This is a genomic window from Mesorhizobium sp. 113-1-2 (genome assembly GCF_016756475.1).
Taxonomy (GTDB): Bacteria; Pseudomonadota; Alphaproteobacteria; order Rhizobiales; family Rhizobiaceae; genus Mesorhizobium; species Mesorhizobium loti_C.
In genome coordinates, this window is sequence record NZ_AP023242.1 from 6,738,763 (window position 1) to 6,763,649 (window position 24,887).

The window sequence follows — 24,887 nt, forward strand, 5'->3', positions numbered from 1 at the left end:
AGCCGAACGAAGCCACCGCCCGTAATGCCACAATGTGGGTCAGATATTCCCTTCCGGCTTGCCAAGGGCTGCTATGGAATCGGCCGCGTCGATGGCGGATTTGGTTGCTCTAGCCTGCCTTCGTTGCCTTGGAACCTGCCTGGGCGATTGCGCGAAAGATGCCCTCGATGAGATCCATTTCGCGAAATGGCTTGTTTAACAGCGGAACGTCCGACGGCCGATCAGCAATCGCACCGGCGTCGGCATAACCCGTCACTATGACCGCGGGCCAATCCGAGCGGAGGTTCCGAGCGAAACGAATGACCTCGACGCCGGATACAAGGGGCATTGCAAAATCAGTGACAATTACATCGAAATCATGTGGCGCCCGCTCAATGGTGGCCAGCGCCTCGGCGCCGCCGGCCGCGCACGTCACCGAAAAGCCCCGCTGCCGAAGTGATTCAGCCGTCAGCTGCCGCAGCACACTGCTGTCGTCAATCAGAAGAATCGATGGGTATTCTTTCCCCGCATAAGTGACGATTTCCTCCTTGTTCGACCCAGCCTCATCGCTGGATGGATGCTCAGACGAACGTGGCAACCAAAGTTCCATTGCAGTTCCGCGGCCAAGGGAACTTTCTATCCGCAGCGAGCCGCCCGACTGCTTCATGAAACCATAAACGGTGCTGAGACCCAGGCCCGTTCCCTTTCCAACCGGCTTAGTCGTGAAGAAAGGTTCGATGACCTTCGCCAGAATGTCGGATGGGATCCCCGAGCCGGTATCCTTCACGGTGACAACCACATATTCGCCGGGTGCCAGATCCTCAGACGTCGTATCGATGGTTCGATTTTGCGCATGCACGCCGATCGTTCCACCGGATGGCATGGCATCGCGTGCGTTGAAAACAAGATTCATCAGCGCAAGCTCAAGCTGCCCGGCATCGACATGCACTAGCCATACCGCATCGTCGATCTGCCAATCAAAGCGGATCAGGCCCCCTAGGACCGGCGCGACCAACCCGTTCATAGTGTCGCCAAGCGCACTAAGACGCACGGACTCTGGCTTTAGCGTCTGACGACGCGAAAAGGCAAGCATTCGAGTGACGAGATCGGCGCCTTGCTTGGCCGAACGCCGCATCAGCTCAAGAACCTGGCGGGCCTGATCATCCAACGTCGCACGGCGTTCAAGCAAGCCCAGCCCACTCAAGATTGCGGCGAGCAGATTGTTGAAATCATGGGCCAAGCCACCGGTCAGCTTGCCGATCGCGTCAAGTCGCTGCGACTGCAGCAGTTGATCCTCAAGCCCTCGTCGCTCGGTGACATCAAGCAAAGTGCCCAGGATTTCTGGCTCGCGACCATCCGAGCCATTCGACATCACACCTTGGTCGAGAAAGATGCGATACTCGCCATTGGCGCACTGCCAACGGAATTCGCAGGAGTAGGAGCCGGTCGTTTTTGCTGCCAATAAGGCCTGCTTCAATCTGCCAAGATCCTCGGGATGAACCCGGCTAAGGCCAAAAGATGGATCCGACGTGAGCGTCATGGGCGTGAATCCGGTCAGACGTTCAACCCCGTCGGTGACAAAGCGCGCTGCGAAGGGCGGCTCGGCTGAGCGCGCATGAAAGCAGACTGGCAGGGAATGCAAGATGGCGTCCTGCCGTTCCTCCGAGTTGCGAAGGGCCCGCTCAGCGTGAAGCTTTTCGTTCTGCGCCTGCAGCGCCTGGGCAAGCAGCCCTTGTTCGACCGCAGCTTTTCGCTGGATTTCACGTGTTTTTTCGTGAAGCTCAACAAACACGGCAACCTTCGAACGCAGCATGACCGGATCGAAAGGCTTGAAGACAAAGTCGACCGCACCGGCGTCATAGCCGCGCAGCATATGAGCGTCTTCCTTGTTTATGGCCGTCAGGAAGATGATCGGCGTGCGTTTGGATTGATCCCTCTGTCGGATGAGGGTAGCCGTTTCATACCCGTCCAGACCTGGCATGAGGACATCGAGTAGGATGACGGCGAAGTCCTCCTTCAACAAGTGACGCAAGGCCTCCTCGCCGGACTGGGCGCATATGACATCACCGGTCGCGGCAAGCACTTCGGTGATCGCCAGCAAATTGCGTTCATCATCGTCCACGGCGAGGATACGGCTTCGCGCCGGCTCCTCGGCCAACCGCACGATTTCAGGTTTCGTCATTTTACTTCTGGCGAGCTTTTGCATCGGCCGGCCGTCAGTTTACGGCCATGAGCATGTCTGGCGTGTCGACGCGGGATCGAGAGCGTCCGATCCAAACACGAAGCAATGCCAGCAGAAGATCGAGATCCACCGGTTTGGCGATGTAGTCAGAGGCGCCAGCGTCCAGACATTTCTGACGATCTCCCTTCATTGCCTTGGCAGTGACCGAAATCAATGGGATGTGAGCGATCGTCGGCGTGGCGCGAATTCGCCGCATCGTCTCGTAGCCGTCCATTTCCGGCATCATGATATCGATCAAGGCCGCATCAACATCCGGGCTCTGTTCCAGGAGGGCAATCCCGTCGCGCCCGCGTTCTGCATGCAAAACCTGAATGTCATAGGTCTCCAAGACGCTGGTGAGTGAGTAGATGTTGCGGATGTCGTCGTCCACGATGAGAACCTTGGCACCGCTTAGGTCGGACTTACCGCTTTGTTCGGTCGCGACTTCGCGTTCGTCGCGGCCTTCACCAGGCAGCGTTGCCGAAATGTGGAGCGCCAACTGCGCGAAGTTTTCCGCGCGTGGCGCGTTCGCGAAAGCCGGGTTCAGTGCCAAGACCTGGTCGAGCGCATCCGGATGAGGGGCAAAGAACAAAAGCTGCGGCAAGGATTCACCGAATTGACCGCTGATCTCATCCAGTGCCTGACTGTTGTCCTTGGCGGAGCGTCCTAAGCCGAGCACAACAGCATCATAGGATGTCATGCCGATGTCATCGGCATTTGCCGCGATGCGGCCCACCGCCGTGACCGAGGTGACACCATCGCGGATCGCTTCAACGAGAGAAAGCCTGCGTTCCGGATCGGAATCGGCGACCAGAACGCGGCGCTGGATACGGAGTTTCTTGGAATGGATGTCCTGAAACACCTGCATCAATTCATCTGAAGAAACAGGCTTTGTCGAAATGCTGGATGCGCCGTTGCGGGCAAGTCCATCGGTATCCTCGGCCCCCGAGATGACGTGAATCGGAATGCCTCTCGTTTTCTGGTCATGCCGCAACAGATCGAAAAGTACCCAGCCATCGATGTCGGATAGCCCCAAATCCAGCGTGATGGCGTCTGGAACGAGTTTGCGCGCCAATGCCAGTGTGCCCGCCCCAGCGTTCGACAAGACGCCTTTCAGCCCGGCGGAGCGGGCGAGGCCGAGTAGCAGTCCACCGAAAGTCGGGTCGTCCTCAACGATGAGCACAACCCGATCGGTTGGAGAAATGGAATCGCGATCGTCGATCAACTCCGCCGATGGCGGACTGCCAACTGATGCCTGCGCGACGATTGCATCCGTTGTCGTCGGCAAGGCCGATTGCACGGTCGCAACGCGCGGACCGTTGAACGGGATAACCAAGGTAAATGTCGAGCCCTTACCTGGTGTGCTTTCAACCCGCAGTTCACCGCCAAGCAAGCGCGCGATCTCCCGGCTGATAGAGAGGCCGAGGCCGGTGCCACCATATTTGCGGCTGGTGGTGCCATCAGCCTGCTGGAAGGCCTCGAAAATCAGCTTTTGCTTGTCTTCTGGAATGCCAATTCCGGTGTCGGTCACGGCGATCGCCAAGGCCTTCGCGGGATGCGCCGAGCCGTTGCGCCGGCCGGCCTTTTCAACTCGGAAGTTCAGGCTGACCTCGCCCTCCGAGGTAAATTTGAATGCGTTCGAAAGCAGGTTCAGGACAATCTGCTGCAGGCGCTTCTCGTCCGTGCGGACAGTTTCCGGCAGAGCCGGGTCCACCTTGATGGTGAAGCCAAGGCCCTTATCGGCTGCCAACTGACGGAACGTACGCTCCATATGCTGGCGCAGATGCGTCACCGGCATATCATTGATGTCGATGGAGACGGTGCCTGACTCTATCTTCGACAGATCGAGGATGTCGTTGATAAGGCTGAGGAGATCCGTGCCTGCGGAGTTGATCGTGCGCGCAAACTCAACCTGTTTCTCGTTGAGATTGCCTTGCTGGTTGGTCGCAAGCAGGTTTGACAGAATGAGCAGCGAATTGAGTGGCGTACGCAGTTCGTGGCTCATATTGGCCAGGAATTCTGACTTGTACTTTGAGGTCAGTGCCAACTGCTCGGCTTTCTCCTCCAACGCGCGCCGTGCCATCTCGATTTCGAGGTTCTTGTTCTCGACCTGTTTCTTTTCGTTTTCGAGCAGCTGCGCCTTTTCCTGCAGCTCCTCGTTGGTCGCGTGCAACTCTTCCTGCTTCTTGGTCAGTTCGGTCTGGCGCGCCTGCAGTTCGGAGGTCAGCAGTTGCGACTGCTTGAGCAGGCCCTCGGTGCGCATCGTCGCCGCAATCGTGTTGAGAACGATGCCGACGGACTCCATGAGCTGGTTGAGGAACGACTGGTGGGTGTCGCGAAACTCCCCGAACGAGGCAAGTTCGATGACGGCTTTCACTTCATCCTCAAACAGCGCGGGGAGGATGATGACGTTGGCCGGCGACGCGCTGCCAAGGCCCGAGGTGACGCGCAGGAATTCCGGCGGGACGTTGTCCAGCATGATGGCGCGCTTGTCGGCGGCGCTTTGTCCGACCAGGCCTTCGCGCAGATCGAGACGCTGTTTGATGGCGGCCTTGCTTTCGGCACCATAGGACGCCGCCAACTCGAGATAGGACTCCTCCTCGTCGCGGTTGGTGACGTAGAAGACACCATATTGCGCGTTTACGAGAGGAGCGAGCTCGGACATGATCAGCCGCGAAACCGTAGCAAGGTCGCGCTCGCCCTGCAGCATGCGCGAAAACCGCGCGAGATTGGTCTTCAACCAGTCCTGCTCGGCATTCTTCAGCGTCTGATCCTTCAGATTGCGAATCATTTCGTTGATGTTGTCTTTGAGCGCTGCGACCTCGCCCGACGCTTCGACGCTGATCGAGCGGGTCAGATCGCCCTTGGTGACCGCCGTCGAGACTTCGGCGATGGCGCGCACCTGGGTCGTCAGATTGGCGGCGAGCTGATTGACGTTATCGGTAAGATCGCGCCAAAGGCCTGCCGCACCTGGCACGCGGGCCTGTCCGCCAAGCTTACCCTCGATGCCCACCTCACGGGCGACGTTCGTCACCTGGTCGGCAAAGGTTGCCAGCGTCTCGATCATACCGTTGATCGTGTCGGCCAGGGAGGCAATCTCGCCCTTGGCGTCGACAGTCAGCTTGCGCTTGAGGTTACCTTGCGCGACAGCGGTCACGACATCGGCAATGCCACGCACCTGATTGGTCAGATTTGTCGCCATGAGGTTGACGTTGTCAGTCAGGTCTTTCCAAGTTCCGGCCACGCCTTCGACACGCGCCTGGCCGCCGAGCTTGCCCTCGGTGCCGACCTCACGCGCCACACGGGTCACCTCGCCGGCAAAGGAGTTGAGCTGGTCCACCATGGTGTTGATGGTCGACTTGAGTTCCAGGATTTCGCCTTTTACGTCGACCGTGATCTTTTTCGAGAGATCACCGCGTGCCACCGCGGTTGTGACTTCGGCGATATTTCGCACCTGGCCGGTGAGGTTCTCGGCCATCGAGTTCACATTGTCGGTCAAATCCTTCCATGTGCCGGCGACGCCACGCACCTGCGCCTGACCGCCAAGCTTGCCTTCTGTGCCGACCTCGCGCGCCACACGTGTCACTTCGGACGCGAAGGAATTGAGCTGGTCCACCATCGTGTTGATGGTGTCCTTGAGCTCGAGAATTTCTCCGCGGACGTCGACGGTGATCTTCTTCGACAGATCACCGAGCGCGACAGCTGTGGTCACTTCGGCGATGTTGCGGACCTGGCCCGTCAAATTGGCGGCCATTGCGTTGACGTTATCGGTCAAGTCTTTCCAAGTGCCGGCGACACCGCGCACCTGGGCCTGGCCACCGAGCTTGCCGTCGGAGCCGACTTCACGCGCCACGCGCGTCACTTCCGACGCAAAGGAATTGAGCTGATCCACCATCGTATTGATGACATCCTTGATCTGCAGGATCTCGCCCAGGGCATCGACCGTGATCTTCTGCGTCAGGTCACCGGTGGCGATGGCGGTCGCGACCTTGGACACGTCGCGCAACTGCACGGTCAGATTGCCGGCCATGGCGTTGACGTTGTCGGTCAGATCCTTCCAGGTGCCGCCGACGCCTTCGACATGAGCCTGGCCGCCGAGTTTGCCTTCAGAACCGACCTCGCGAGCCACGCGCGTGACCTCCGACGCGAAGGAGTTCAGCTGATCGACCATCGTGTTGACGGTGTCCTTGAGCTCCAAGATCTCGCCCTTGACGTCGACCGTGATCTTTTTGGATAGGTCGCCGCGTGCCACGGCCGTCGTCACCTCGGCGATGTTGCGCACCTGACCGGTCAGATTGGCAGCCATCAGATTGACGTTGTCGGTCAAATCTTTCCACGTGCCGCCGACGCCCCTCACCTCGGCCTGGCCGCCGAGCTTGCCCTCGGTTCCAACTTCACGCGCCACGCGCGTGACCTCGGAGGCAAAAGAGTTGAGCTGATCGACCATCGTGTTGATGGTGTCCTTCAACTCCAAGATTTCACCCTTCACCGCCACCGTGATCTTCTTCGACAGGTCGCCAGAGGCGACCGCCGTCGTCACCTCGGCAATGTTCCGCACCTGTCCAGTGAGGTTTTCGGCCATCGAGTTGACGTTGTCGGTGAGGTCCTTCCACGTGCCCGCAACACCGCGCACCTGCGCCTGGCCGCCAAGCTTGCCTTCAGTTCCAACCTCGCGCGCAACGCGCGTCACTTCACCGGCAAAGGAATTCAGTTGGTCGACCATCGTGTTGATTGTCGACTTCAGTTCGAGAATCTCGCCCTTCACGTCGACCGTGATCTTCTTCGAAAGGTCCCCCAAGGCGACGGCCGTTGTCACCTCGGCGATATTGCGCACCTGCCCCGTCAAATTCTCGGCCATGGAATTGACGTTGTCGGTCAGGTCCTTCCATGTGCCGCCGACGCCTTCGACGCGCGCCTGGCCGCCGAGTTTGCCCTCGGTACCGACCTCGCGCGCCACGCGCGTCACTTCCGAAGCGAAGGAATTGAGCTGGTCGACCATTGTGTTGATGGTGTTTTTCAGTTCGAGGATCTCGCCCTTCACGTCGACGGTGATCTTCTTCGAGAGATCGCCAGACGCGACAGCCGTTGTCACCTCCGCGATGTTGCGAACCTGACCGGTTAGATTGGTCGCCATGGCGTTGACGTTGTCGGTCAGATCCTTCCACGTTCCAGCAACGCCTTTGACGCGCGCCTGGCCGCCGAGCTTGCCTTCGGTGCCCACTTCGCGCGCCACACGCGTCACCTCGGAGGCAAACGACGCCAGCTGGCCAACCATGGTGTTGACGATCTTGCCGATGCGCAGAAATTCGCCACGCAGTGGTCGGCCGTCAATTTCGACCATCATCGTTTGCGAAAGGTCGCCCTTGGCGACGGCGCCGATGACGCGGGCGACTTCGGCTGTCGGCTGAACCATGTCTTCGATCAGATCATTGACGGACCGCACGCTGGATTCCCAGCTGCCAGTGGCGTTTCGGACGCGGCCGCGTTCGCCGATCCGCCCATCCTTACCGACGACTCTGCTGAGCCGCTCGAATTCACGCGTCACCTGATCGTTCAGTTCGACAATCTCATTGAAGGTTTCCGCGATCTCAGAATCGAGACCTTCATAGACGTTGTCGATGCGCACGGAGAAGTCACCGCGCCGGAAGGCCTTTAGAGAGTTCAAAATGCTTCGACGGTCCAACTGCTTTTTGACTGCCTGCACGGTCACAGCGCCACCCCCAATGGATCCATGTCTGATAAAAAAGCCCCTCGCGGAAGAGCGACACATCCTCCCGCAAGTGTCCAAAACGTGGCAATTCTGATTTTGTTCCAAGCAGCTTTTCAGCCGCCGCCGCAAGACTGGCGACCCCAATCGGTCTTCGCGCATCTGCCCGACTGAAAAGATGACCCCGAGCAATTTGCGTTTTATTGCTCGCTTTGCTTGAGTATTCGGGCTTCGCGCACCAGGGAGGAATGGTCGTAGCCGACCATCGAAATCAATTCCCGCACCTGTCCCTCGGAAATACCTGTCTCCTGCGCGACCTTACGCACAAACTCGGCTTTCGGATCGAATGCCTTCGGTCTCTCAGCCATCATAAGTGTCCCTTTCGAGAGACTAAGCGTTCGAAACTGCTTAGCGTTCCGTTCGGATAAGAAAAGCACGGCCATGGCCAGCACCGAGGGGTGTCGCGCCGTCTTGAGTCGCGGCGCTCAGCTTTTCGATATGTCGCGATCCGCGTGGGATGGTCGACGATCCAGCATGACGGAAAGTCCTCGCGATCCAGCCATCTCCACCACGAGTTGTTCGATCGCCTCGTCGTCAAGCGAGGTGTTATTCGTCTTGCGTATGTGGCCGACGACATGACCTACCGAGACCGATGCCATCCTTGCATGATCGTCGAGGACGTGGCCAATAGCCAAGACGACGTCGGCTTCGATGTCGCGCGGCAGTTCCCGCATGCTATTCCCTCTCACCCTAGAATATTGCGCACAGGGTGGCGACCGGCAAGGCAGCTTAGTTTGTCGAGGAAGCGAGGCTCCCCTCCATGTTCGGCTGACGTGGTTCGCTGGACTACATTTGCAGCAAAAGGCTTCGCATCGCGGATAACCGTCAATCGATTTCGATTACTTTTCGCGCAGTTTTTTCTTAATCTCAAAAGAATCAAGAATGCCCCAGAAACAGTCATCTGCCGCCACGCTCCCGAATGACCGAAATGGACCGAGAGCGGAACCGTCCGCTCCAGGTGTGCCGTCACGTTTGATCTGCCGTTCACTCTGAACGCCCGCGAAGATGGCGTCATCACTATAGCGGAGCCTGCCAGGATGTGCCGATGCTTATCCCTGCGGATTGCTACCTCCCTTGGAGTTTGAGACGGCAAGCGCATGCAGGGCGCATTCGGTGCGCACACGCTGAGGATGCGACCAAGTGAAGGATTTTTGTTGGCTGCCGGAACCGCTTGATGGTGGGGAAGTTCAACTCCTAGCAACAGGAGTGAAATATCGTGAACACGCCAACCACAGACGACTTTTCGCAATCAGGTACCGCCAACGAGAATGGCTGGCGGGGCAACCCAGACAGTGAACGTGCCGCGACCAGCAAGGAAGCTCTCGGCAAGTTGAAGACGAGTGCGGCCGAGACCGCGGCGCATCTGAAGAATGCCGCCGCCACTGTGTCGAGCGACGCCAAGGATTATGCCGGGTCTGTCGCCTCGGATGCCGCGGGCGCCTTCAAGGAGGCTGTCGAGTCCAACAAGACCGCGGGCGCCGACGCCATTGCCAACATCGCCCATTCCGTGAAGGACGCGGCAGACGGCATCGAAAAGCAATCACCGCAGGTAGCAAGCATGGTGCGCAGTGCTGCTGAAGGTGTCGAGCGTATCTCGACCGATATCAGGGACCGCAACGTCGGCGAGTTGCTCGATTCCGTCACGAAATTCGCGCAGCGTCAGCCTGCCGCCTTTTTTGGCGTCGGAATCCTAGCTGGCGTGGTCCTGACGCGGATGATGCGAAGCTCCGACCGGTCCTGAGAAAGGATCATTCGCATGGACGATGAAATGGATCACCGGCCCTTCGGGAGCGTGCTAGGCGACGCGGCAAGCCAATTTGCTTCGTTGATGCGCCTCGATCTGCGCCTGCTAAAGGCGGAAATGCGAGTGAAGTCCACCTCACTCGTGTCGTCCGGCGCATGCGGCATGGCAGCCGCCATGTTTTTCGTTTTGGCGGCGTTCGCTCTGGTCCAGTTCCTCATCCTTGCGATGATCCATTTCGGGGTTGGCCCGTTGTTCGCCTGTCTAATTGTCGGCCTTGTTTTGATCGGGGCCGGTTTGGTGTCCCTTTATCTCGCCAAGCGCGCGCTGATTGGGTGGACCATCACGCCCGTCGAGACCGTCAATCAGGTGCGGACAGACCTCGCAGCCTTGAAGCAGGGGATACGTTATGGCTCAACCCAGCAGTGAGATCCGGGATATTCTGGTGCAGAGCCGCGCTGAACGGCAGGCGCTGTTCGGCCCGGTAAGCGAGGTAACCCGCCGGCTGCAACCCAGGCATTTTGTGGATGTCTCTACGCACTACGCCAAACGGAAGGTTGCCGCAGTGTTGGGTGGCGTCTCCGATGCGGTCAAAGAGAATGGCGGCACGGCGGCGGCCGTAGCCCTCGGCGCCGTTGCCGTTTTCGATGCGGGAAGAAGGAGTGCTGACGCCAATCTTCCTGCGGGAAGTGTCGAAGCGAACGCGGCGCTATCGACCAGCGGCGGGCACGCCGATGCAAGCTCAAGCCGGTATCCTGCTGACAAGCGTCGCGCCGTGACGAATCTCGATCGAGCCAAGATGATAACGGGCTCGGCGGGAGGGCTGTTGGTTGGTCATCTCATCGGCCGGGCATTCCGGCCAACAGTCAATGAGCGCGCGCTGTTCGGCAAGACCGCAGCTGAAGTTCGGGACGTGGCGGCTGAATTTGTCAATGTGCATAAGCGCGGCGCAAAAATTGCGGCTGCGGAGGCCTTCGGCTTCGCGCGATATGGCGCCGCCTTTCTGGCGGTCATGGCGGCGGCCAGCGACTATTTCGTCCGCAATGAAGAGATCCGCAACACGCCCGAGAAGTGATTGTTGGACCGTGTCAGGTGCATCTGCATTCTGCGACCTCGACGCCGAGCGGGAACGCCCCCAACCGAAATTCGTATCCGCGCCCCGCGCGAGACGCGGGGGTGCTGGAAAGTCTGTAGATGTCTACCATCTTATATCCACAGGGTTGTCCGGTTCGTCCATCACGAGAACTCGACATGTTGAGCAACTGGCGGGTGATTCTGATTGGCATCGCTGGGCAATGTTCCCTCGTCAAGATCGCAGTTCCGGACGAGGCATGAGCGCTCCACTGTCATTGATTGCCGAGTGGCCGTTGTCGCCCTCCGCGACGCTTGGCTCCGCGGTTCGCACGAAACGGATCGAGCGTGAAGTGCGCGCCCGCCTGCCGTGGGCGGTGAGGAAATACGTCAAGGCCGACACTGGACGCATCGCACTGCGGACGCACGAAGACGATGCGGAAGAGTTCGAAGCGGCCTCGGACAACATCGCCAAGATGCTTGAAACCGTTGACGTGCACCCAGTCCTGCCGCGCGAGGTTGAGGATATTCTGACGATTTCTGCACGCGAACGTCACAAGTGGCTCAAAGACGGGGGGCTGCAGAGCATCGGCAAGCGGACGGTTAAGATGCGCGGCGGTCGAAGGCCGTGACCTTTCATGTTTTCCACCCGAAGCACATCGAGGACGTCCTTCACCGAGACCTGCCAAGCGCCTGGCGGGAGGACGACGCGCGGGAAATTGCAGACAACAGACGGCGCGATGCCGGCAAGGCCGCGTTGACTCGAGCTGGCAAGGGTAGCGCCAAGGCTCGTAGTCCCAGGAGCAAGCGAGATGACAATCGACCCCCGCCAGATTTGAAGGGCTGGGATGCGTTCGACGACGAAGGCCTGCTACGCTAGACGAACCCGCCACGAACTCCCTTTCGTCGGGCTCGTTAGCGTTGGCTTACTTGGAACGCCGGCGCCGAAGAAGGCTTGCAAGCAACTTGCGCCCGCCCTTGCGCGGGATCAGATCGATATCGCTAACAAGCTTTGCGCGCCCCTTGCGCCGCTCCAGGGTGATCTTGCGGCTGTGGTAGGCCTCCAGTTCGACTCGATGCGCAACGCTGATGATGGTGACATCAGGCAATTCGTGGATGATGGTCTCCATCATCTTATCCTGGCTCTTCTCGTCCAACGCCGCCGTCGCTTCATCCAGCACGACAATATCTGGCGCGTGCAAAAGAAGTCGCGCGAATGCGAGCCGCTGCTTTTCCCCACCAGACAGCGTCTGGTCCCAGGGCGCTTCCTCCTCGATCCTGTCGTTCAGATGACCTAGTCCCACCTTGTCGAGTGCGGCCCTGATCTCTTTCAGCGTCCAGTTGTCGGCAGCGCCGGGATAGGCCGCGGCACGGCGAAGCGTGCCGGAGGGGACGTAAGGCCGTTGCGGCAACATGAACATCCGCTTGTCGGGATGGAAATTCACGCTGCCGCCACCCCACGGCCACAGGCCCGCGATCGCCCGCACCAAGGTGCTCTTGCCTGACCCCGATTCGCCTGACACCAGCACGCGTTCGCCAGCCGCGATCGCGACCTCGGTCTCCTCGACCACTGCGGTGCCGTCGTCGAGCGACACGGAGAGATCTTTCAGGCTCAGCATTGCGCAGCCGTCGGTTTCGCCGCGGTTGATACGTCCAAGGGCATCGCTCTGCTCCGCACGCTCGAGCCCGTCGAGCGACATCATCAGCGAGGCGATGCGGCGCGCGGAGGCGTTCCAGTCGGCGAGGCGCGGGTAGTTGTCGACAAGCCACCCGAATGCGCCCTGCACGATGGCGAAGGCCGAGGCCGCCTGCATGACCTGTCCAAGCGTCATGCTGCCCTCAAGGAATTTCGGCGCGCAGAGCAGGACCGGCACGACCGGCGCGAAAAGGCTCGAACCCTGCGATACCAAGGCGGTGCGCATGTGCTGGCCGGTCAGCAACGCCCATTGTTTCAGGACATGGCCAAAGGTGTTGTCGATACCGCTGCGCTCCTCTTCCTCGCCGCCGAGCAATGCAATGCTCTCGCCGTTTTCACGCACGCGCGTCAGTGTGTAGCGGAATTCGGCTTCCCTCTGATTTTTCTTCTCCGAGAGCTCAACGAAGTGGCGGCCGATAAACACCATCGAGGTGGAGGTGATGGCGGCATAGATCACCGCGGTGATGACGAGGAAGCCGGGGATCGTGACGCTCGACCCGCCAATCGGCAGGGTGAGTGCACCGCCGATCGTCCAGAGCACGACGATAAAGGTTGAGGCCGCCAGAAATGCGGAAGTGACCCCGGCGACGAAATCGACGGGCGACTCCGTGGCGATTCGCAAATCCTCGGCGATGCGAGCTTCAGGGTTCTGATGATCGCCGCTGACGAGGTTCAGCTGATAATAGCGGCCGTTGGCCAGCCAGCGGCCGATGACCGACGTGGTGAGCCAGGAGCGCCAGCGACGCTGCATCGTCATACGAAGAAAGACTTGCGCAACGACGAGGCCGGCGTTTCCGGCGACGAGCGGCAGGAAGACCACGCTGAGAAAATAGACGGTGTGGGCGTCGCGGCTCTCGATGGCATCGAAAATCGAGCGATTCCAGACATTGATACCGTACTGGAATCCGACATTGATACAGATCAGAGCCAAGAGCCCAATCGTGCACGGCCAAGCGAGCCGGTCGCCGTTGCGGCTCCAATATCCGCGCGCGCTGATCCAGAAACGCTTGAGCAAATACTTCTTGCGCGCTTCCTCGACCTGCTGGGGTGTGAACTCCGGATCGGGCTCGACGATTTCCGGTGGTGGCGAAGCTTCGTCCACCGCCTCTGACACGACCTCAACCGCAACTTTCTCCAGACGCGGCTTAGCGGCGCCCGGTGCTTTGGCATTGCTGACTGGTTTCGGAGTGGATTTCGCTTGGGACATTCGGCCGACAACGGCGCAGGATACAAAAGGTTTCAATGATCTCTGCACGCGTCGCATCAGCGCTCAGGCGTTGTGGCGCTTCATCACGCGCAAACCGATCCCAAACGCCAGGCAAGTTGATTTCGACAGCCCGTCTACTGACGGACTGCGAACTTCCACGGGAACGTCGCGACCCAACGCGAGTTGTACGAACACACCAATCAGCGGAGGATACCGTATGACCAAGCGTCGAGAGCAGGAGACAGACCTCACCCCCACCGAGGCGACGGACCGGGTCTGGGAGCTCGCCAAACAAATCGACATCTGCATGTTCGTGACATGGGACGGCGAGTACAATCGCGCTCGGCCGCTTTCTGCGCGTGTGCAACGTGATGAGAACGCGATCTATTTCCTCGTCAACAATGACGGTGCAAAGAACAAGCAGCTGTCGAAATACCCGAAAGTCACTTTGGCCTGGAGCGACAGCAGTCATTATAAGTACGTCACCATTTCCGGGTCCGCTGCGGTGACAAACGACAGGCAGAAAATCACCGAGCTGTGGGAGAAGACCGACGGCGCCTGGTGGGAGAACGCGGACGATCCCGAAATCCGTCTGATAACCGTCAAACCGGACGAAGGCGAACTGTGGGATAGCCCGGGGTTGGTCGTCGCCACGGCAAAGATGGTGTTCGCGGCAGTCACTGGCGCCAAGCCAGAGGTTGGCGACAACGCAAAAGTCGACCTCTGACAATCAGCCGAGTGCCCGCTTCTGATGCGTCCTGCTGCGTTCACCGACCCAGGCGGGGTTCTGCTTTGAGCGCGCGCCTTGGATCCTACGCAATGGATTTTCGGTGTGCCAAGCTGCGGCGGCAAAGGTCTGATAGCTTTGTCATCGCTTGCAGTAAACACAGTTCCGAAGTGGACGTTCCCCTTTCAGGTCACTCGTGTTGAATGACCGAAGGAGGAAATTTAGATGAATATCAAGATGCTCACCTGGGCGCAGTGGCGCTCGCATTGATGACGGGTTCAGCACTCGCTGGCAACACCTCCGCACTCGACGATCCGGCAAAGATGTCCCCGTTCTTCACCGATGCCGGCATGAAAACGTTGAGGTCGGAAGCGGATTTCAAGACCGCATGGATGTCCATGAAACCCGATGAACAGAAAGCTGTGTTGAAAGACTGCGGCGATACCACGATAAACAAGTCGCACTCGGATTTCTGCGCGATGGCCAAGATGATGGGCGGCTGAAAATAAGTTCACGTCGCGCGGGCAATCCCTTTCGCGACCCACATTTACTCATCACCCCACATTCGCTCCGCTGGCTTCGGCCGGCGGGGCCCTTCTCTCCGGGAGGTATCCCCCCGACAAAGGTGAATGCGAAGATATTCCCCCGAAATTCGTCAGTGACGCGGACCCATTCTTTTAGCCAAGGTCCTGAGGTGATCGTTCGACCAGTGGACTTCGAGGCAGCTGCTCGTGGTGAAGGCGCATCGATTGTCTGAGACTTGGTAACGACTCGCGCATTTCTTCAACCAGGTAAATTGTCATCACCTTAACTCCCAAGCCCTTCAATTTTCTAAGGTCAGCAAGTGAGTTGGGTTTGGGGCTCCATTGGTTCACCACACGGTCCTAGCCGGCAGGCTCCTTCATCTGTTCGGCCGGTGCGCCTGGATCAACGGATCCGAAGGGCCGGCGGGTTTTTCGTTGTGTCTGTTCATTCGCCGCTATCTTCGTCGTCGTTTCCGTCGTTGGGTTGATAGCGCTGAACTGGTTCGGTTGATTGCTCATCGACGTACGCTTGGCAGCCCTCGTTGAAGGACCGGCTATTCCCGTCGCAATCGCTTTCGTCGGTGATGTCGTTCCTTTGCGCCCAATCATACCCAGCCTGATGGCCCGAGCAGCCATCGGTGCAATCGAACGTCTCTTGCGCGTTTGCCGGTGCCGCGAGTGGGCTGGCCAACGCAAGGGCACCTGCGGCGATAAGAATTCGAATGTTCATGAAATACTCCAACCAGCGTTCGACGCTGGGTTTGTTTTGGCGACCTGGGCAAAGGTGAGGCTGGCTGCCGGGAGGCGACGCTCCCCGACGGCGCGACGTTTGCGCCGCCCTTCTCAATAGACCCAGCCATCATCATAAAACGGTGGATAGTTAGGAATGACCCGGATGATCGGCCGGGGGCGATAGTAGCGCCCGTAGTACGGCGGCTCATAGATCCGCCGATAGTGGTGGTGGTAGCGGTGCCGATATCCCCTATGTTTGTGCACTCTGTGCGGTCGGACGCAGTAGCCGTCCCGGGTTAGGTATGCACACGTCACTCGCGCCTGCTGCATCAGGCCATCGTGTACCGGCGCGCCAATCGGCAGCGGCGCTGCCTGAGCACTAAATGTCAGCGACAAAATCGCGCTCGCCACAGCAAGTACCGACAATCTCATCGACCTCTCCGTCGTGTTCGATCTAGCTGACCAACGCCTCGATTCTGGACGATTTGGGGCGGCAAGAAATCACTTTGTTTTTCGGCTGCATATATGAGCTGAACCCTGCTTGGTTTTGTGTTCTGGCGTCGAAGTCATCAATGGCGCCCGACCTTCCAAACAGATTTTCAGCTCTGTTCAAACAAAGGCTCGGCAGTAGGACGGCGACTTCCATGGGCGGCACGCCCTTACGAATCGGTAAGTAGCTCAGTCAGGGGGCGCCAGCTGACCATAACCATCGGCAGCGAACGGCACATTTGCTGCCCGGCGGGCCTCCACCCGCCGAAACTAAAGGCCCGCTGCCCGCGAACCCCCAGGCAGCGGGCCGTCAATAAGAAGGCTTCGCCCGGCAAGGCCGCGCCGGATGGATCTCCTTACAAATCCGTAAGTCGCTCACCCCAATCCAGATAGCTATAGGACATGGTGACGAGCGGCGCTTGCGCGTGTAGATGCGCGTGCCGTCGTCATCGATAACGAGTTGCGATCGATAGCCGTCGAACTTGACTTCGTGAATCCAACCTTCGCCGTCCGGAGGCTTCTCAACAAGGTTGGGAATCAAGGGCGCCACGAACTTCAAACGCATGCACAGCCCTCGCAAACCGCGATTCAATTAGCATACGCTTAATTAGTTCCGGAAGATTTTAACGGTTCATTGACCGCGCTGTCCTACTTTGGAACAGCGCCGCCAAATCCAACCTGACTGCGCGGGCGGCTCCGACAACCCAGCACCCCTGCCGCACCGTCGGGGCCGCCACCCTACCTCAACATAATACCAGCAATGGTTGAATCAACAGTTACCCAACATGCTTTCCATTGCGTTTTCCAGCTGAGAGGATTCACAGGTTCGAGGTTTCGATCTAACGGCTATGTTCCCAGAATAAGATAGCCGGCCACCCGTCCATACCGGCATGGTGTCCGTTTGTAGCGCCATTTCTTTTGCTCGTTATGCCAAAATGTTATCCTAGGGCAACTCAATCAGCCGAGATCTGTAGAACGCTCGGTAGGCTGGAGCAGAGCGCCACCAAATTGCGTCCATAGATGTTCGCAGTCCCATACCCTCAAGCTTGGCGTTTTAGGTTCTCCGTACAGGACCATTGCACCGCGAACGTCGTAGCCAAGCACGGACGCGTTGGCGACGAACTGGATGGCGCGCCCCAAGCTGATGACGCCGATCCGGGTTTCTGTTTTACTGGTGAGATCAATCACGCCGAAGATTTCCGCATCTGTTCCTCTGCCGGCCAACACGGCCGTCGATCTCGCGTCGTCCAAGGCAAGAAGCATCGCGGAGTCCCCCGTAACCAACCCCTACTAACTTGAATGCGCGAAATTTGTTCCGCGCACGTTGCTTGCCTGCCCCGGATGAAAAGCGTCACGGGCCATCTGATGTTCGAACGAGCTCCTGGCCGTCATCGTTGGGAATGATGGTTGCATCGAAATTAGACCTTGCTAATTTTCCTCTCGGGTTGAAGCAATCGGGGGGAGCGCCGCGTATGGCGACTGCGAGGTATTACGTCTTCAAGGAAGGTGATGGCTGGAACGTCCGCTACGACGGGAAGGAATCCCCGTAGAACTCCAACAGCGATGCTGTGTTGGCCGCTATCAAGGCTGCGAAAGCAGCCGCCTCACATGGTTATGAGGTGCTTGTGCAAGGTATCGATCGCGTGTGGCGCACAGAGTGGGCAGGCGAGTAGAGACTCGGCGCATTCGCTTCCCGTTCAAAGTCGCAGCCTTGCCCCGCCGGGTTCTTCTCAGGATCCAGCGAAAGCTTTTGGACACGCGGGCCGACATCAGGGCTGAAAAGCCGGGGCAAGGTATCTGGTGGTTGGTGTCGCCAACTGTCCGTAGGCTTATCTCCGCTCATAGGTGGAGAAAACTATGAACCTTATGAAGACCGCATCGACTGCAATGCCTGCGCATGAGCGCCATCAGCGAAATCGAGAAGGGAGAGCCTTCCAGCGGGTCAACAATCAGAGAGACCTGTCATGAACAGCAAAAATTATGACAATTCTCGCCGCTGCCATCGTCGTAATGGATTTCATTACGTCACTTCACCACATGATCGCTGCGTTGGTCCGTTAAGCCTGATGACGCCTCTGGTCTTCCTCAGGGCGTCGTCTCGGCTTTGACTTTCTGTCCGATCAGACACGCGTCTATGTCGTCGAAACGGTTCTTTAACCACGCTAACAAGGTAAGTTTCTTATTGCGAACCGATCGGGTTGCAGGTGGTTGTGCACGGGTCTGCAAAAAAGAGGACCAGCCTAGCCATGCACCGTCTACCTATCGCCAGCGCCCTTTTGATCTCCTTCGCGACGGCCTACGGACTATGCGTCTGGGCGTCCTCCGCTCACTTGGTTGACCTGTTTCAGGCTCAAGCCTCGCTGCTGGAATACGCGGGTTTGAATAGCTCACACGACCACAAATCACCGGAACTGGTTCTCCATCAGCGCGTTCCTCTGAGGGCCGAAACGGGAGTGTAAACATGGACGACGACCTGCGCATGAAACTCAAGGAACTGAGCGCGAGCATGCAAAGCAGGGCGAATGAACTAGCGTTGCCCGGCGGGAACACTGATATTTCCGCGCTGATGTCCGGAATCGCAGTCACATTGGAGGCGCTTTTGGTGATCGCCGAAGAAGCCCGGGGGCCGCGTTCTGGGCCGAGTTTAGATGCGGGAACGGGTTAGTCTCCGCAATAGTTGCCGCGGTTGGTAACAATTGGCCACCCGCCACCACGAAACGGACAAATCTCAAATGAAAAGCCCGCTGGCTCTGGCCGGCGGGCTTTATGCGATCACCTTAGGAGAGAGGCAATCAGGTGAGGACCGGCCCTGAAATGGGGGTGCTCTGAGCGGTAATCGACGACAGACGTTCACGTTTGGTCAGCACCGGCTTTTGGTATGTCTTCTTCACAATGTATCCCCGCGTTGGTCCCTCAAATTGGAAACTGTTTGACTGGCTGCTTTTTGTCAACCCACCTGCGCCAGAAGCGGCCAATGCTCGTTATAGGCAGTCCATGAAACCCGATGAACAGTAGGCTGTGTTGAAAGACTGCGGCGATACCACGATCAACAAGTCGCACTTGGATTTCTGCGCGATGGCCAAGATGATGGGCGGCTGAAAATAAGGTCACCTAGCGCGGGCAATCCACTCGCGATCCACATTTACTCATCACCCCACATTCGCTCCGCTGGTCTCGGCCGGCAGGGCCTTTCGCTCCGGGAGGTATCCCCTTCGACAAAGGTGTATGCGAAGATATCCCCCCGAGTTTGTCAGTTACGCGGACCCGTTCTTTTACCCCCAGTACCGGACAGTCCGCTTCCGGCCCACTGCGCCTGTCTGAAATGCACCTCGAGGCGCCTCTCTTTGTCGTTCTGGTCGAATATCTTAAGTAGGGCATCTTTCATGTAGCTATTTCTTCTTGTCCGCCGCGGAGGTGATTGGTCCCGCGCTGCCGGCAACAGTGCCCGACGGACCGACCATGACATACTGGCCAAGCACGACATCAGGCGTGGGGAAGCGTTCCAGCAGGCCGTCATCGATCATGGCCTGGGCACCTTGGGCGGTTTCTTCACCGGGCTGGAAGACGGCCATCAATGTACGCTTCCAGTCTTTGCGCGTCTTCGAAAACAGTGTCGCCGCACCGACCAGCCATGCGACGTGCATGTCGTGACCGCACATATGCCCTACCGGGACCGTTTTCCCTTCCGGGTCCGTGGCCGTGACCTTGCTGGAATAGGCAAGGCCGGTGTTCTCGGCGATTGGAAGCGCGTCCATGTCGGCACGCAGCATCACCGTCGGCCCCTTGCCGTTGCGGAGCAGTCCCACGACACCTGTTTTGCCCACCCCGGCGGTTACCTCGTAACCGGCGTCATTGAGCCTGTCAGCGGCAATGCCCGCTGTTCGTGTCTCCTGCATCGACAGTTCCGGATGAGCGTGAATGTCTTTGTAGAGCGCCTCAAGATCGGGCAGTAGCTTGCCCTTGTTTGACAGGATGTCGGATGTATCCTCACGAGAAGTAAGCTTCTTCATGACAATCTCCTGCCGACGGCATGGACAGTCGGCTTTTAAGCCTTCGATGGCCCAGCGGAGTAAACGATGATCATTGCTGTCCCCTGTATCGAGAGCAAGCCCAATTCTAATGACCAACCGATCGTGACCTTATCCGCCGCCACCGTGCCGGTATTTCCGGCCGAAGCCTTCATGCGTATTTGCAAGCCCTCGGCGTCGACATTGTAACAGGCGACGTCCAGCGGCTATCCGGTAGGCAACCCAGGCCCTTGCGCGCTGTGTCCCTGGAGGTGGCGCGAGCCGTCGAACTCTTTGCGATCCGGTTTACGCCGGCAATCGTCTGATAGGAAACGGTGTCGCTCACCATCGACCTCAGGGGGCGAGTATTCGACCGTCTCGGAACACGGCAAAGTGAGGTTGGCGGCAGGGTCGCTGACAGCTCCACCGTGATCTTCACCGGTTTGTCGTCGGCGATCGTGGCGAGCTTCAACTTGGTCATGTCAACTTCCATATGGTTCGAGCGCAAGATCTCGGGTAACGAGGACGCGGACAGGAAACCCAGGTCGGATCGTGAGCGTCGGGGCGATAGCGAACTGCCGCTGAACGACCTGTTCGCCTACCTGGCTGACGCTGTCAGAAGCGCCGCTGCGCAGAGCACGCACGATATCGCTGTCCTGGTCGGAAGAACCGGCCTGCGCGCCGACGCTCAGAACGGTCGACAACGCTGCGGCCTTGAACAACTCGCCCCAGTGATAGTCGACTTCGTCCTCCAGGCCGGCATAGCCCTGAGCATCCGTGCCAGGCTGCCGGTCCAAAACGATGGAGCGTCCGTTGGGAAAGATCAGCCTGTTCCAGACCAGCAGCACGCGACGCTGCCCCGAGCCAATTCCGTTATCATACTGCCCGATAATGCGAGTGCCTTGCGGGATGAGCAGCGAGCGGCCGGTGGGACTGTCATAGACGTTTTCGGTTACTTGAGCGCTGATCTGGCCGGGCAGGTCCGACCGGATACCCGTAATGAGCGCGGCCGGGATCACGGCACCGGCCTGAAGCACGTAAGGTGACGCGGGAGGCGTGACGTGATCCGGGGCCACGGTACGCCGGTCTGCGGCGGCGGACAGGAAGGAGAGCTGGCGATCCGGTGCAGTCGGCTGACCGACCCGACTGGCAAGGTCGTTAACGGCAGGGGGGGACGCTTCGGCGGTCCTGGCGTCTCCTTGCCCTGTCTGGAAGAAGACGCGCGAGGTTCTCGCGGCCTCCTCCTCAGCCCGCCGGCGTTGCTCGGCTTCGTCGATCGCCAGGCTTGCGATCGAGGGAGGCACGACGGCCTGTCCCTTGTTTTGGGCATCGAGGATCGGCCGGCCGAGATCACCAGGCAGCGGCGGCCCAAGAATCGGGCCGGAATAGTCGCGCGGCAGGCGTGCCAGTCCGTCAGCGGACGGCCGATTGGAGGTGGGGTAGAGCTCTTCGCCCTGCTTGATCGTATTCGCGTCCCGCAAAGCGTAAATCAGCGCGCCCCCGATAGCGAGCGAGGCTACGAAGCCGATGCCTGCGAGCATCTTGCGCGACAGACGTGTCACGCGCGGCGGGTCGGCGCGAAGGCGCATGGGTTCGACGGCCATATCCTTCTCGCTCATGGCTGGATCGCTCCCCTCTGCGTCGAGTTCGGCACCTTCGACGCGGCGCTGTCGCCTAGCCTGCGCCAAAACCCATCGGTTCTTCCTCCGTCGGTGCGGACGATCCTTACCGTCTGCTGCCGCTTGCCGGCGCCAAGACGCAGTTCGGCCGCACCAAAAAGACGGTCGACGATCAGGACGTTTTGATAGACGCGGCTGTTGGTGATTTCAGCCTCGCCGTCCGGACCGATGACGAAAATGGGTGGCATCTCGCCTTGCACGATGCCGCGCGGAAACTCGACATAGACCCTTCGGCCGTCGTCGTAGACACTAACCGGCTTCCATGGTGGGCTGTCTCCTGTAAAGCCGTAGCGATAGTTGCGCATTGTAACGTCCGGTATGACCGGCGTCGTGGCGACGGTCTGTAGGGGCCCCACTTTCACAGCCGGATAGGACCACGCAACGGCGGGCATGTATGGCTTCGCGCCTGCACGCAACTCAAGCATATAGCTGCGCCGGTCCGTGGCGATGATGAGGTTGGTTGTGATGTCCGCCCGGGAGGGTTTCACCAGGACGTGGACGCGCCGGGCCATGCCGGACCCGCTTTCGGTGTCGCCGATGATCCAGCGCGCGGTATCACCGGCGGCGATCGGACCGTCGCCGGTCAGGCTCTCGCCCGGCTCGAGTGCGATATCCGTTATCTGGCCAGGCGCGGCGTAGACCTGATAAAGCGCTCCTTCGCTCCACGGGTAGATCTGAATGGCATTGTAGTAACCGTCCCGGCGCGGCTCCACACGCGCCGCAGCGTTTGCGTTCTCGACACGCGCGGCCGGCGTTTCGCCGATGGCGCCGCCGTGCGCGGGAGCCCAGCCGGATGGAACGCGGAGGGGTTTCGGCCTTTGGTCAATCGCGGCGGCGGGCGCCGGCGGCAAGGGCGGAACATAGGTATCATAGCTGATCTGCGGCGGCTTCTTCAAAGGCGTTGCGCAGCTCGCCAGCAGCGTCGTCCCCGAGACCAGCATGGCCGACAGCAAGTATCTTGAGAAAATCGTGCCGGCAGCAAGCCGCGATGTCGGGCTCATTGGCTCATCTCCCGCGACCAGTTGATGGCGTTGACGTAGATTCCGAGGGGGTTCGCGCGAAGGCGTTCGGCGTCGTTCGGCATCTGCGTCACGATTGTCAGGATTGCTGTCCAGCGCTCGGCGCTGGAAAGCTGGCCGTTTTCATAGTGGCGCTCGATCCAGGCGACACGAAAGGAGCCCGGCGAGGCCCGGATAACCGAAGAAATCTCGACCGCGACCTGCTGCTTGCCGACCCTGGAGAAAGGGTCGCTGGCGCGAGCATAGTCGTTGAGCGCCGCTGCGCCCTGGTCGGTGGTCCAATCATAGGCGCGCAGCCAGTCTTGGCGCAGAATGATCGGATCTGCGGGGATGGAGCGCACCTGTTCGACAAAGCGGGCGAGATGCCACTCTATTTGAGGATCGGTCGGCTTATAGTCGGCGATCGCGGGCGCGATCGCTTGCGCCTGGCCTAAAGTATCGACCTGCACGATCCAGGGCACGACGGTACCGCGGCCCAATTGCCAGACCAGTGATGTTGCGAGGCCTGCCGACAGGATGAGCGACCCGAAAGCCATGGCGCGCCAGTTGCGTGCCTGCACGCGGGCAGAGCCGATGCGCTCGTCCCAGATCTGCTGCGCCTTTTGATAGGGGGTTTCCGGTCGAGGGGTCTTGCCGTAGTGGACGGCGGGTCGCCTGAAGATGTTCATTTCGTCATTTGCCTTCAGAAAAAGAGATCGAAGCTCCGCCGCCATGGCTGTCGCCGGCGCGTACCGCGTGGGCGGCGGTCTGGGCGCCGTGAGCGAGGCGCTGAGAGCGCTGCAGACGTCTGGCCCATTCCGGCTGTCCTTGAGTGCCGGACGGATTGCCCGCGCCGGAGGGAGGAGCCGCGGTTGACACCGCAGCACCTCCGATCGAACCACCGGCGATTTCAGCGGCCGAACTGGCGCTGGAGGCGAAGCTGGACTTCAGCGATTGACCGGTGTTTGCGGCGGCGCGCTTGAGGGGCGAGGCTGCCGCCGAAGCGCCAGCGCGCGCAATGCCGCCCAAGCCCGAGGCGATGCCTGCCGCGCCAGCCTGGCCGGCAGCGCCATGCCTATAAGCGGCCGAGGCGCCGCCAGCGAGTGACGTGGCGCCACGCGCGGTTGACATCGCGCCCGAGGCGGCCGCTGTGACACCTCGCGCCGCCATGCCGGCTACGCCATAGCCCGCAACCGCCATGCCGCCCGCGGCAAGGCCAGTGCCGACGGCCGCACCGGCGCCAAGCTGCGGTCCACCAGCGACGAGGCCGTTGGCGATGCCGGGACCGAAGATGCCGAGGCCAAGCAGCGATAGCGCCGCGAGCACGATCGCCATGGCCTGGTCGATGGTGGGGCTCTCGCCGCCGAAGCCTTGGGTGAATTCGCCGAAGAGCGTCGATCCTATGCCGATGACGACGGCAAGCACCAGAACCTTGATGCCGGACGAGATGACGTTGCCGAGCACCCGTTCGGCCATGAAGGCCGTCTTGCCGAAGAGCCCGAAGGGGATCAGCACAAAGCCGGCCAGCGTCGCCAGCTTGAACTCGATCAGCGTCACAAAGAGCTGCACCGCCAGGATGAAGAAGGCGAGCAGGACGAGCGCCCAGGCAAAGAGCAGGCAAGCGATCTGGATGAAGTTTTCAAAGAAGGAGACGTAGCCCATCAAACCGGAGATCGCCTCAAGCAATGGTCGCCCCGCATCGAGGCCGGTTTGCGCCACCTTGCCGGGGTGCAGCAGGTCCTGTGCCGAAAAACCGGTTCCACTCGCCTTGAGACCAAGACCGGAGAAACTCTCGAACACGATTTGAGCGAGACCGTTCCAGTTGGAGATTAGGTAGGCGAAGACACCGACAAAGAGCGTCTTCTTGATAAGCCGAGCAAGGATGTCGTCGTCAGCGCCCCAGCTCCAGAAGAGCGCGGCAAGCGTGATGTCGATGACGATCAGCGTGGTCGCGACGAAAGCGACCTCGCCGCCGAGCAGGCCAAAGCCGCTGTCGATGTAGCGGGTGAAGGTGGACAGGAATTGGTCGATGACACCCGTATTGCCCAT

General features: G+C 59.7%; 20 protein-coding genes and 1 pseudogene. 7 read left to right on the plus strand and 14 right to left on the minus strand.

All coding sequences use genetic code 11. The features are described 5' to 3' along the window. Positions 1–109: 109 nt before the first annotated feature. From JN279_RS32625 to JN279_RS32640, 4 genes are all read right to left on the minus strand, one after another. Positions 110–2,161, minus strand: a complete 2,052-nt coding sequence (locus tag JN279_RS32625; RefSeq protein WP_244734240.1) for a response regulator — start codon at positions 2,159–2,161, stop codon at positions 110–112. Positions 2,162–2,195: 34 nt separating this feature from the next. Continuing rightward, on the minus strand, positions 2,196–7,904 hold the full coding sequence (locus tag JN279_RS32630; protein ID WP_096458729.1) for a HAMP domain-containing protein: 5,709 nt from the start codon (positions 7,902–7,904) through the stop codon (positions 2,196–2,198). Positions 7,905–8,107: 203 nt separating this feature from the next. After that, on the minus strand, positions 8,108–8,275 hold the full coding sequence (locus JN279_RS32635) for a hypothetical protein (protein ID WP_202351234.1): 168 nt from the start codon (positions 8,273–8,275) through the stop codon (positions 8,108–8,110). 117 nt (positions 8,276–8,392) lie between these two features. Further along, on the minus strand, positions 8,393–8,641 hold the full coding sequence (locus JN279_RS32640) for a hypothetical protein (RefSeq protein WP_096454758.1): 249 nt from the start codon (positions 8,639–8,641) through the stop codon (positions 8,393–8,395). A gap of 542 nt (positions 8,642–9,183) precedes the next feature. Here JN279_RS32640 and JN279_RS32645 point away from each other — a divergent pair. The 4 genes from JN279_RS32645 to JN279_RS38865 all read left to right on the plus strand — a co-directional run bounded on the left by JN279_RS32645 (position 9,184) and on the right by JN279_RS38865 (position 11,411). Continuing rightward, positions 9,184–9,708, plus strand: a complete 525-nt coding sequence (locus JN279_RS32645) for a hypothetical protein (protein ID WP_202351235.1) — start codon at positions 9,184–9,186, stop codon at positions 9,706–9,708. A gap of 15 nt (positions 9,709–9,723) precedes the next feature. Beyond that, a complete protein-coding gene (locus tag JN279_RS32650; RefSeq protein WP_096454754.1) occupies positions 9,724–10,137 on the plus strand; it encodes a phage holin family protein in 414 nt (137 codons plus the stop codon). Next, positions 10,118–10,783 (plus strand): hypothetical protein, encoded by a 666-nt coding sequence (locus tag JN279_RS32655; RefSeq protein ID WP_202351236.1) that lies wholly within the window; start codon positions 10,118–10,120, stop codon positions 10,781–10,783. Before JN279_RS32650 ends, JN279_RS32655 begins: the two co-directional genes overlap by 20 nt. Positions 10,784–11,039: 256 nt before the next feature. After that, positions 11,040–11,411, plus strand: coding sequence for a hypothetical protein (locus JN279_RS38865; protein WP_342216292.1), 372 nt, complete (start codon positions 11,040–11,042; stop codon positions 11,409–11,411). Positions 11,412–11,705: 294 nt separating this feature from the next. Here JN279_RS38865 and JN279_RS32665 read toward each other — a convergent pair whose 3' ends face one another. Beyond that, positions 11,706–13,682: an ABC transporter ATP-binding protein/permease gene (locus JN279_RS32665; protein ID WP_202353850.1), complete on the minus strand. Its 1,977-nt coding sequence runs from the start codon at positions 13,680–13,682 to the stop codon at positions 11,706–11,708. Between the two features lie 217 nt (positions 13,683–13,899). Here JN279_RS32665 and JN279_RS32670 point away from each other — a divergent pair, with 217 nt between their 5' ends. Both JN279_RS32670 and JN279_RS32675 read left to right on the plus strand, forming a co-directional pair. Beyond that, a complete protein-coding gene (locus tag JN279_RS32670) occupies positions 13,900–14,409 on the plus strand; it encodes a pyridoxamine 5'-phosphate oxidase family protein (RefSeq protein WP_096454750.1) in 510 nt (169 codons plus the stop codon). A 225-nt stretch (positions 14,410–14,634) separates the two neighbouring features. Then, a pseudogene (locus JN279_RS32675) lies at positions 14,635–14,912 on the plus strand (hypothetical protein). A gap of 466 nt (positions 14,913–15,378) precedes the next feature. On the opposite strand, the gene JN279_RS32680 reads toward JN279_RS32675, so the two are convergent. From JN279_RS32680 to JN279_RS32690, 3 genes are all read right to left on the minus strand, one after another. After that, entirely contained in the window at positions 15,379–15,663 is a 285-nt protein-coding gene (locus JN279_RS32680; protein WP_202351238.1) for a hypothetical protein, read from the minus strand. Positions 15,664–16,464: 801 nt separating this feature from the next. After that, a complete protein-coding gene (locus JN279_RS38420; RefSeq protein WP_244734242.1) occupies positions 16,465–16,719 on the minus strand; it encodes a hypothetical protein in 255 nt (84 codons plus the stop codon). A gap of 392 nt (positions 16,720–17,111) precedes the next feature. Then, on the minus strand, positions 17,112–17,417 hold the full coding sequence (locus tag JN279_RS32690; RefSeq protein ID WP_202351239.1) for a hypothetical protein: 306 nt from the start codon (positions 17,415–17,417) through the stop codon (positions 17,112–17,114). A 1,198-nt stretch (positions 17,418–18,615) separates the two neighbouring features. Here JN279_RS32690 and JN279_RS32695 point away from each other — a divergent pair. Next, positions 18,616–18,819 carry a hypothetical protein gene (locus JN279_RS32695; protein WP_202351240.1) on the plus strand — a complete coding sequence of 68 codons (204 nt, stop codon included), beginning with the start codon at positions 18,616–18,618 and terminating at the stop codon, positions 18,817–18,819. Positions 18,820–19,543: 724 nt separating this feature from the next. On the opposite strand, the gene JN279_RS32700 is transcribed toward JN279_RS32695, so the two are convergent. From JN279_RS32700 to trbL, 6 genes are read right to left on the minus strand one after another with little or no spacing between them, the layout of a single operon-like run. Continuing rightward, on the minus strand, positions 19,544–20,281 hold the full coding sequence (locus JN279_RS32700) for a M20/M25/M40 family metallo-hydrolase (protein WP_244734243.1): 738 nt from the start codon (positions 20,279–20,281) through the stop codon (positions 19,544–19,546). 52 nt (positions 20,282–20,333) lie between these two features. Further along, complete coding sequence (locus JN279_RS38970) at positions 20,334–20,654, minus strand: DUF2274 domain-containing protein (RefSeq protein WP_202351241.1); 321 nt, start codon at positions 20,652–20,654, stop codon at positions 20,334–20,336. Continuing rightward, entirely contained in the window at positions 20,644–21,780 is a 1,137-nt protein-coding gene (locus tag JN279_RS32710) for a TrbI/VirB10 family protein (RefSeq protein ID WP_202351242.1), read from the minus strand. The genes JN279_RS38970 and JN279_RS32710 overlap by 11 nt, the downstream gene beginning before the upstream one ends. Next, complete coding sequence (gene trbG, locus JN279_RS32715; protein WP_244734245.1) at positions 21,777–22,841, minus strand: P-type conjugative transfer protein TrbG; 1,065 nt, start codon at positions 22,839–22,841, stop codon at positions 21,777–21,779. Before trbG ends, JN279_RS32710 begins: the two co-directional genes overlap by 4 nt. Then, entirely contained in the window at positions 22,838–23,527 is a 690-nt protein-coding gene (gene trbF / locus JN279_RS32720) for a conjugal transfer protein TrbF (RefSeq protein ID WP_096454740.1), read from the minus strand. Before trbF ends, trbG begins: the two co-directional genes overlap by 4 nt. 4 nt (positions 23,528–23,531) lie before the next feature. Then, positions 23,532–24,887, minus strand: a complete 1,356-nt coding sequence (gene trbL, locus JN279_RS32725; RefSeq protein WP_202351243.1) for a P-type conjugative transfer protein TrbL — start codon at positions 24,885–24,887, stop codon at positions 23,532–23,534.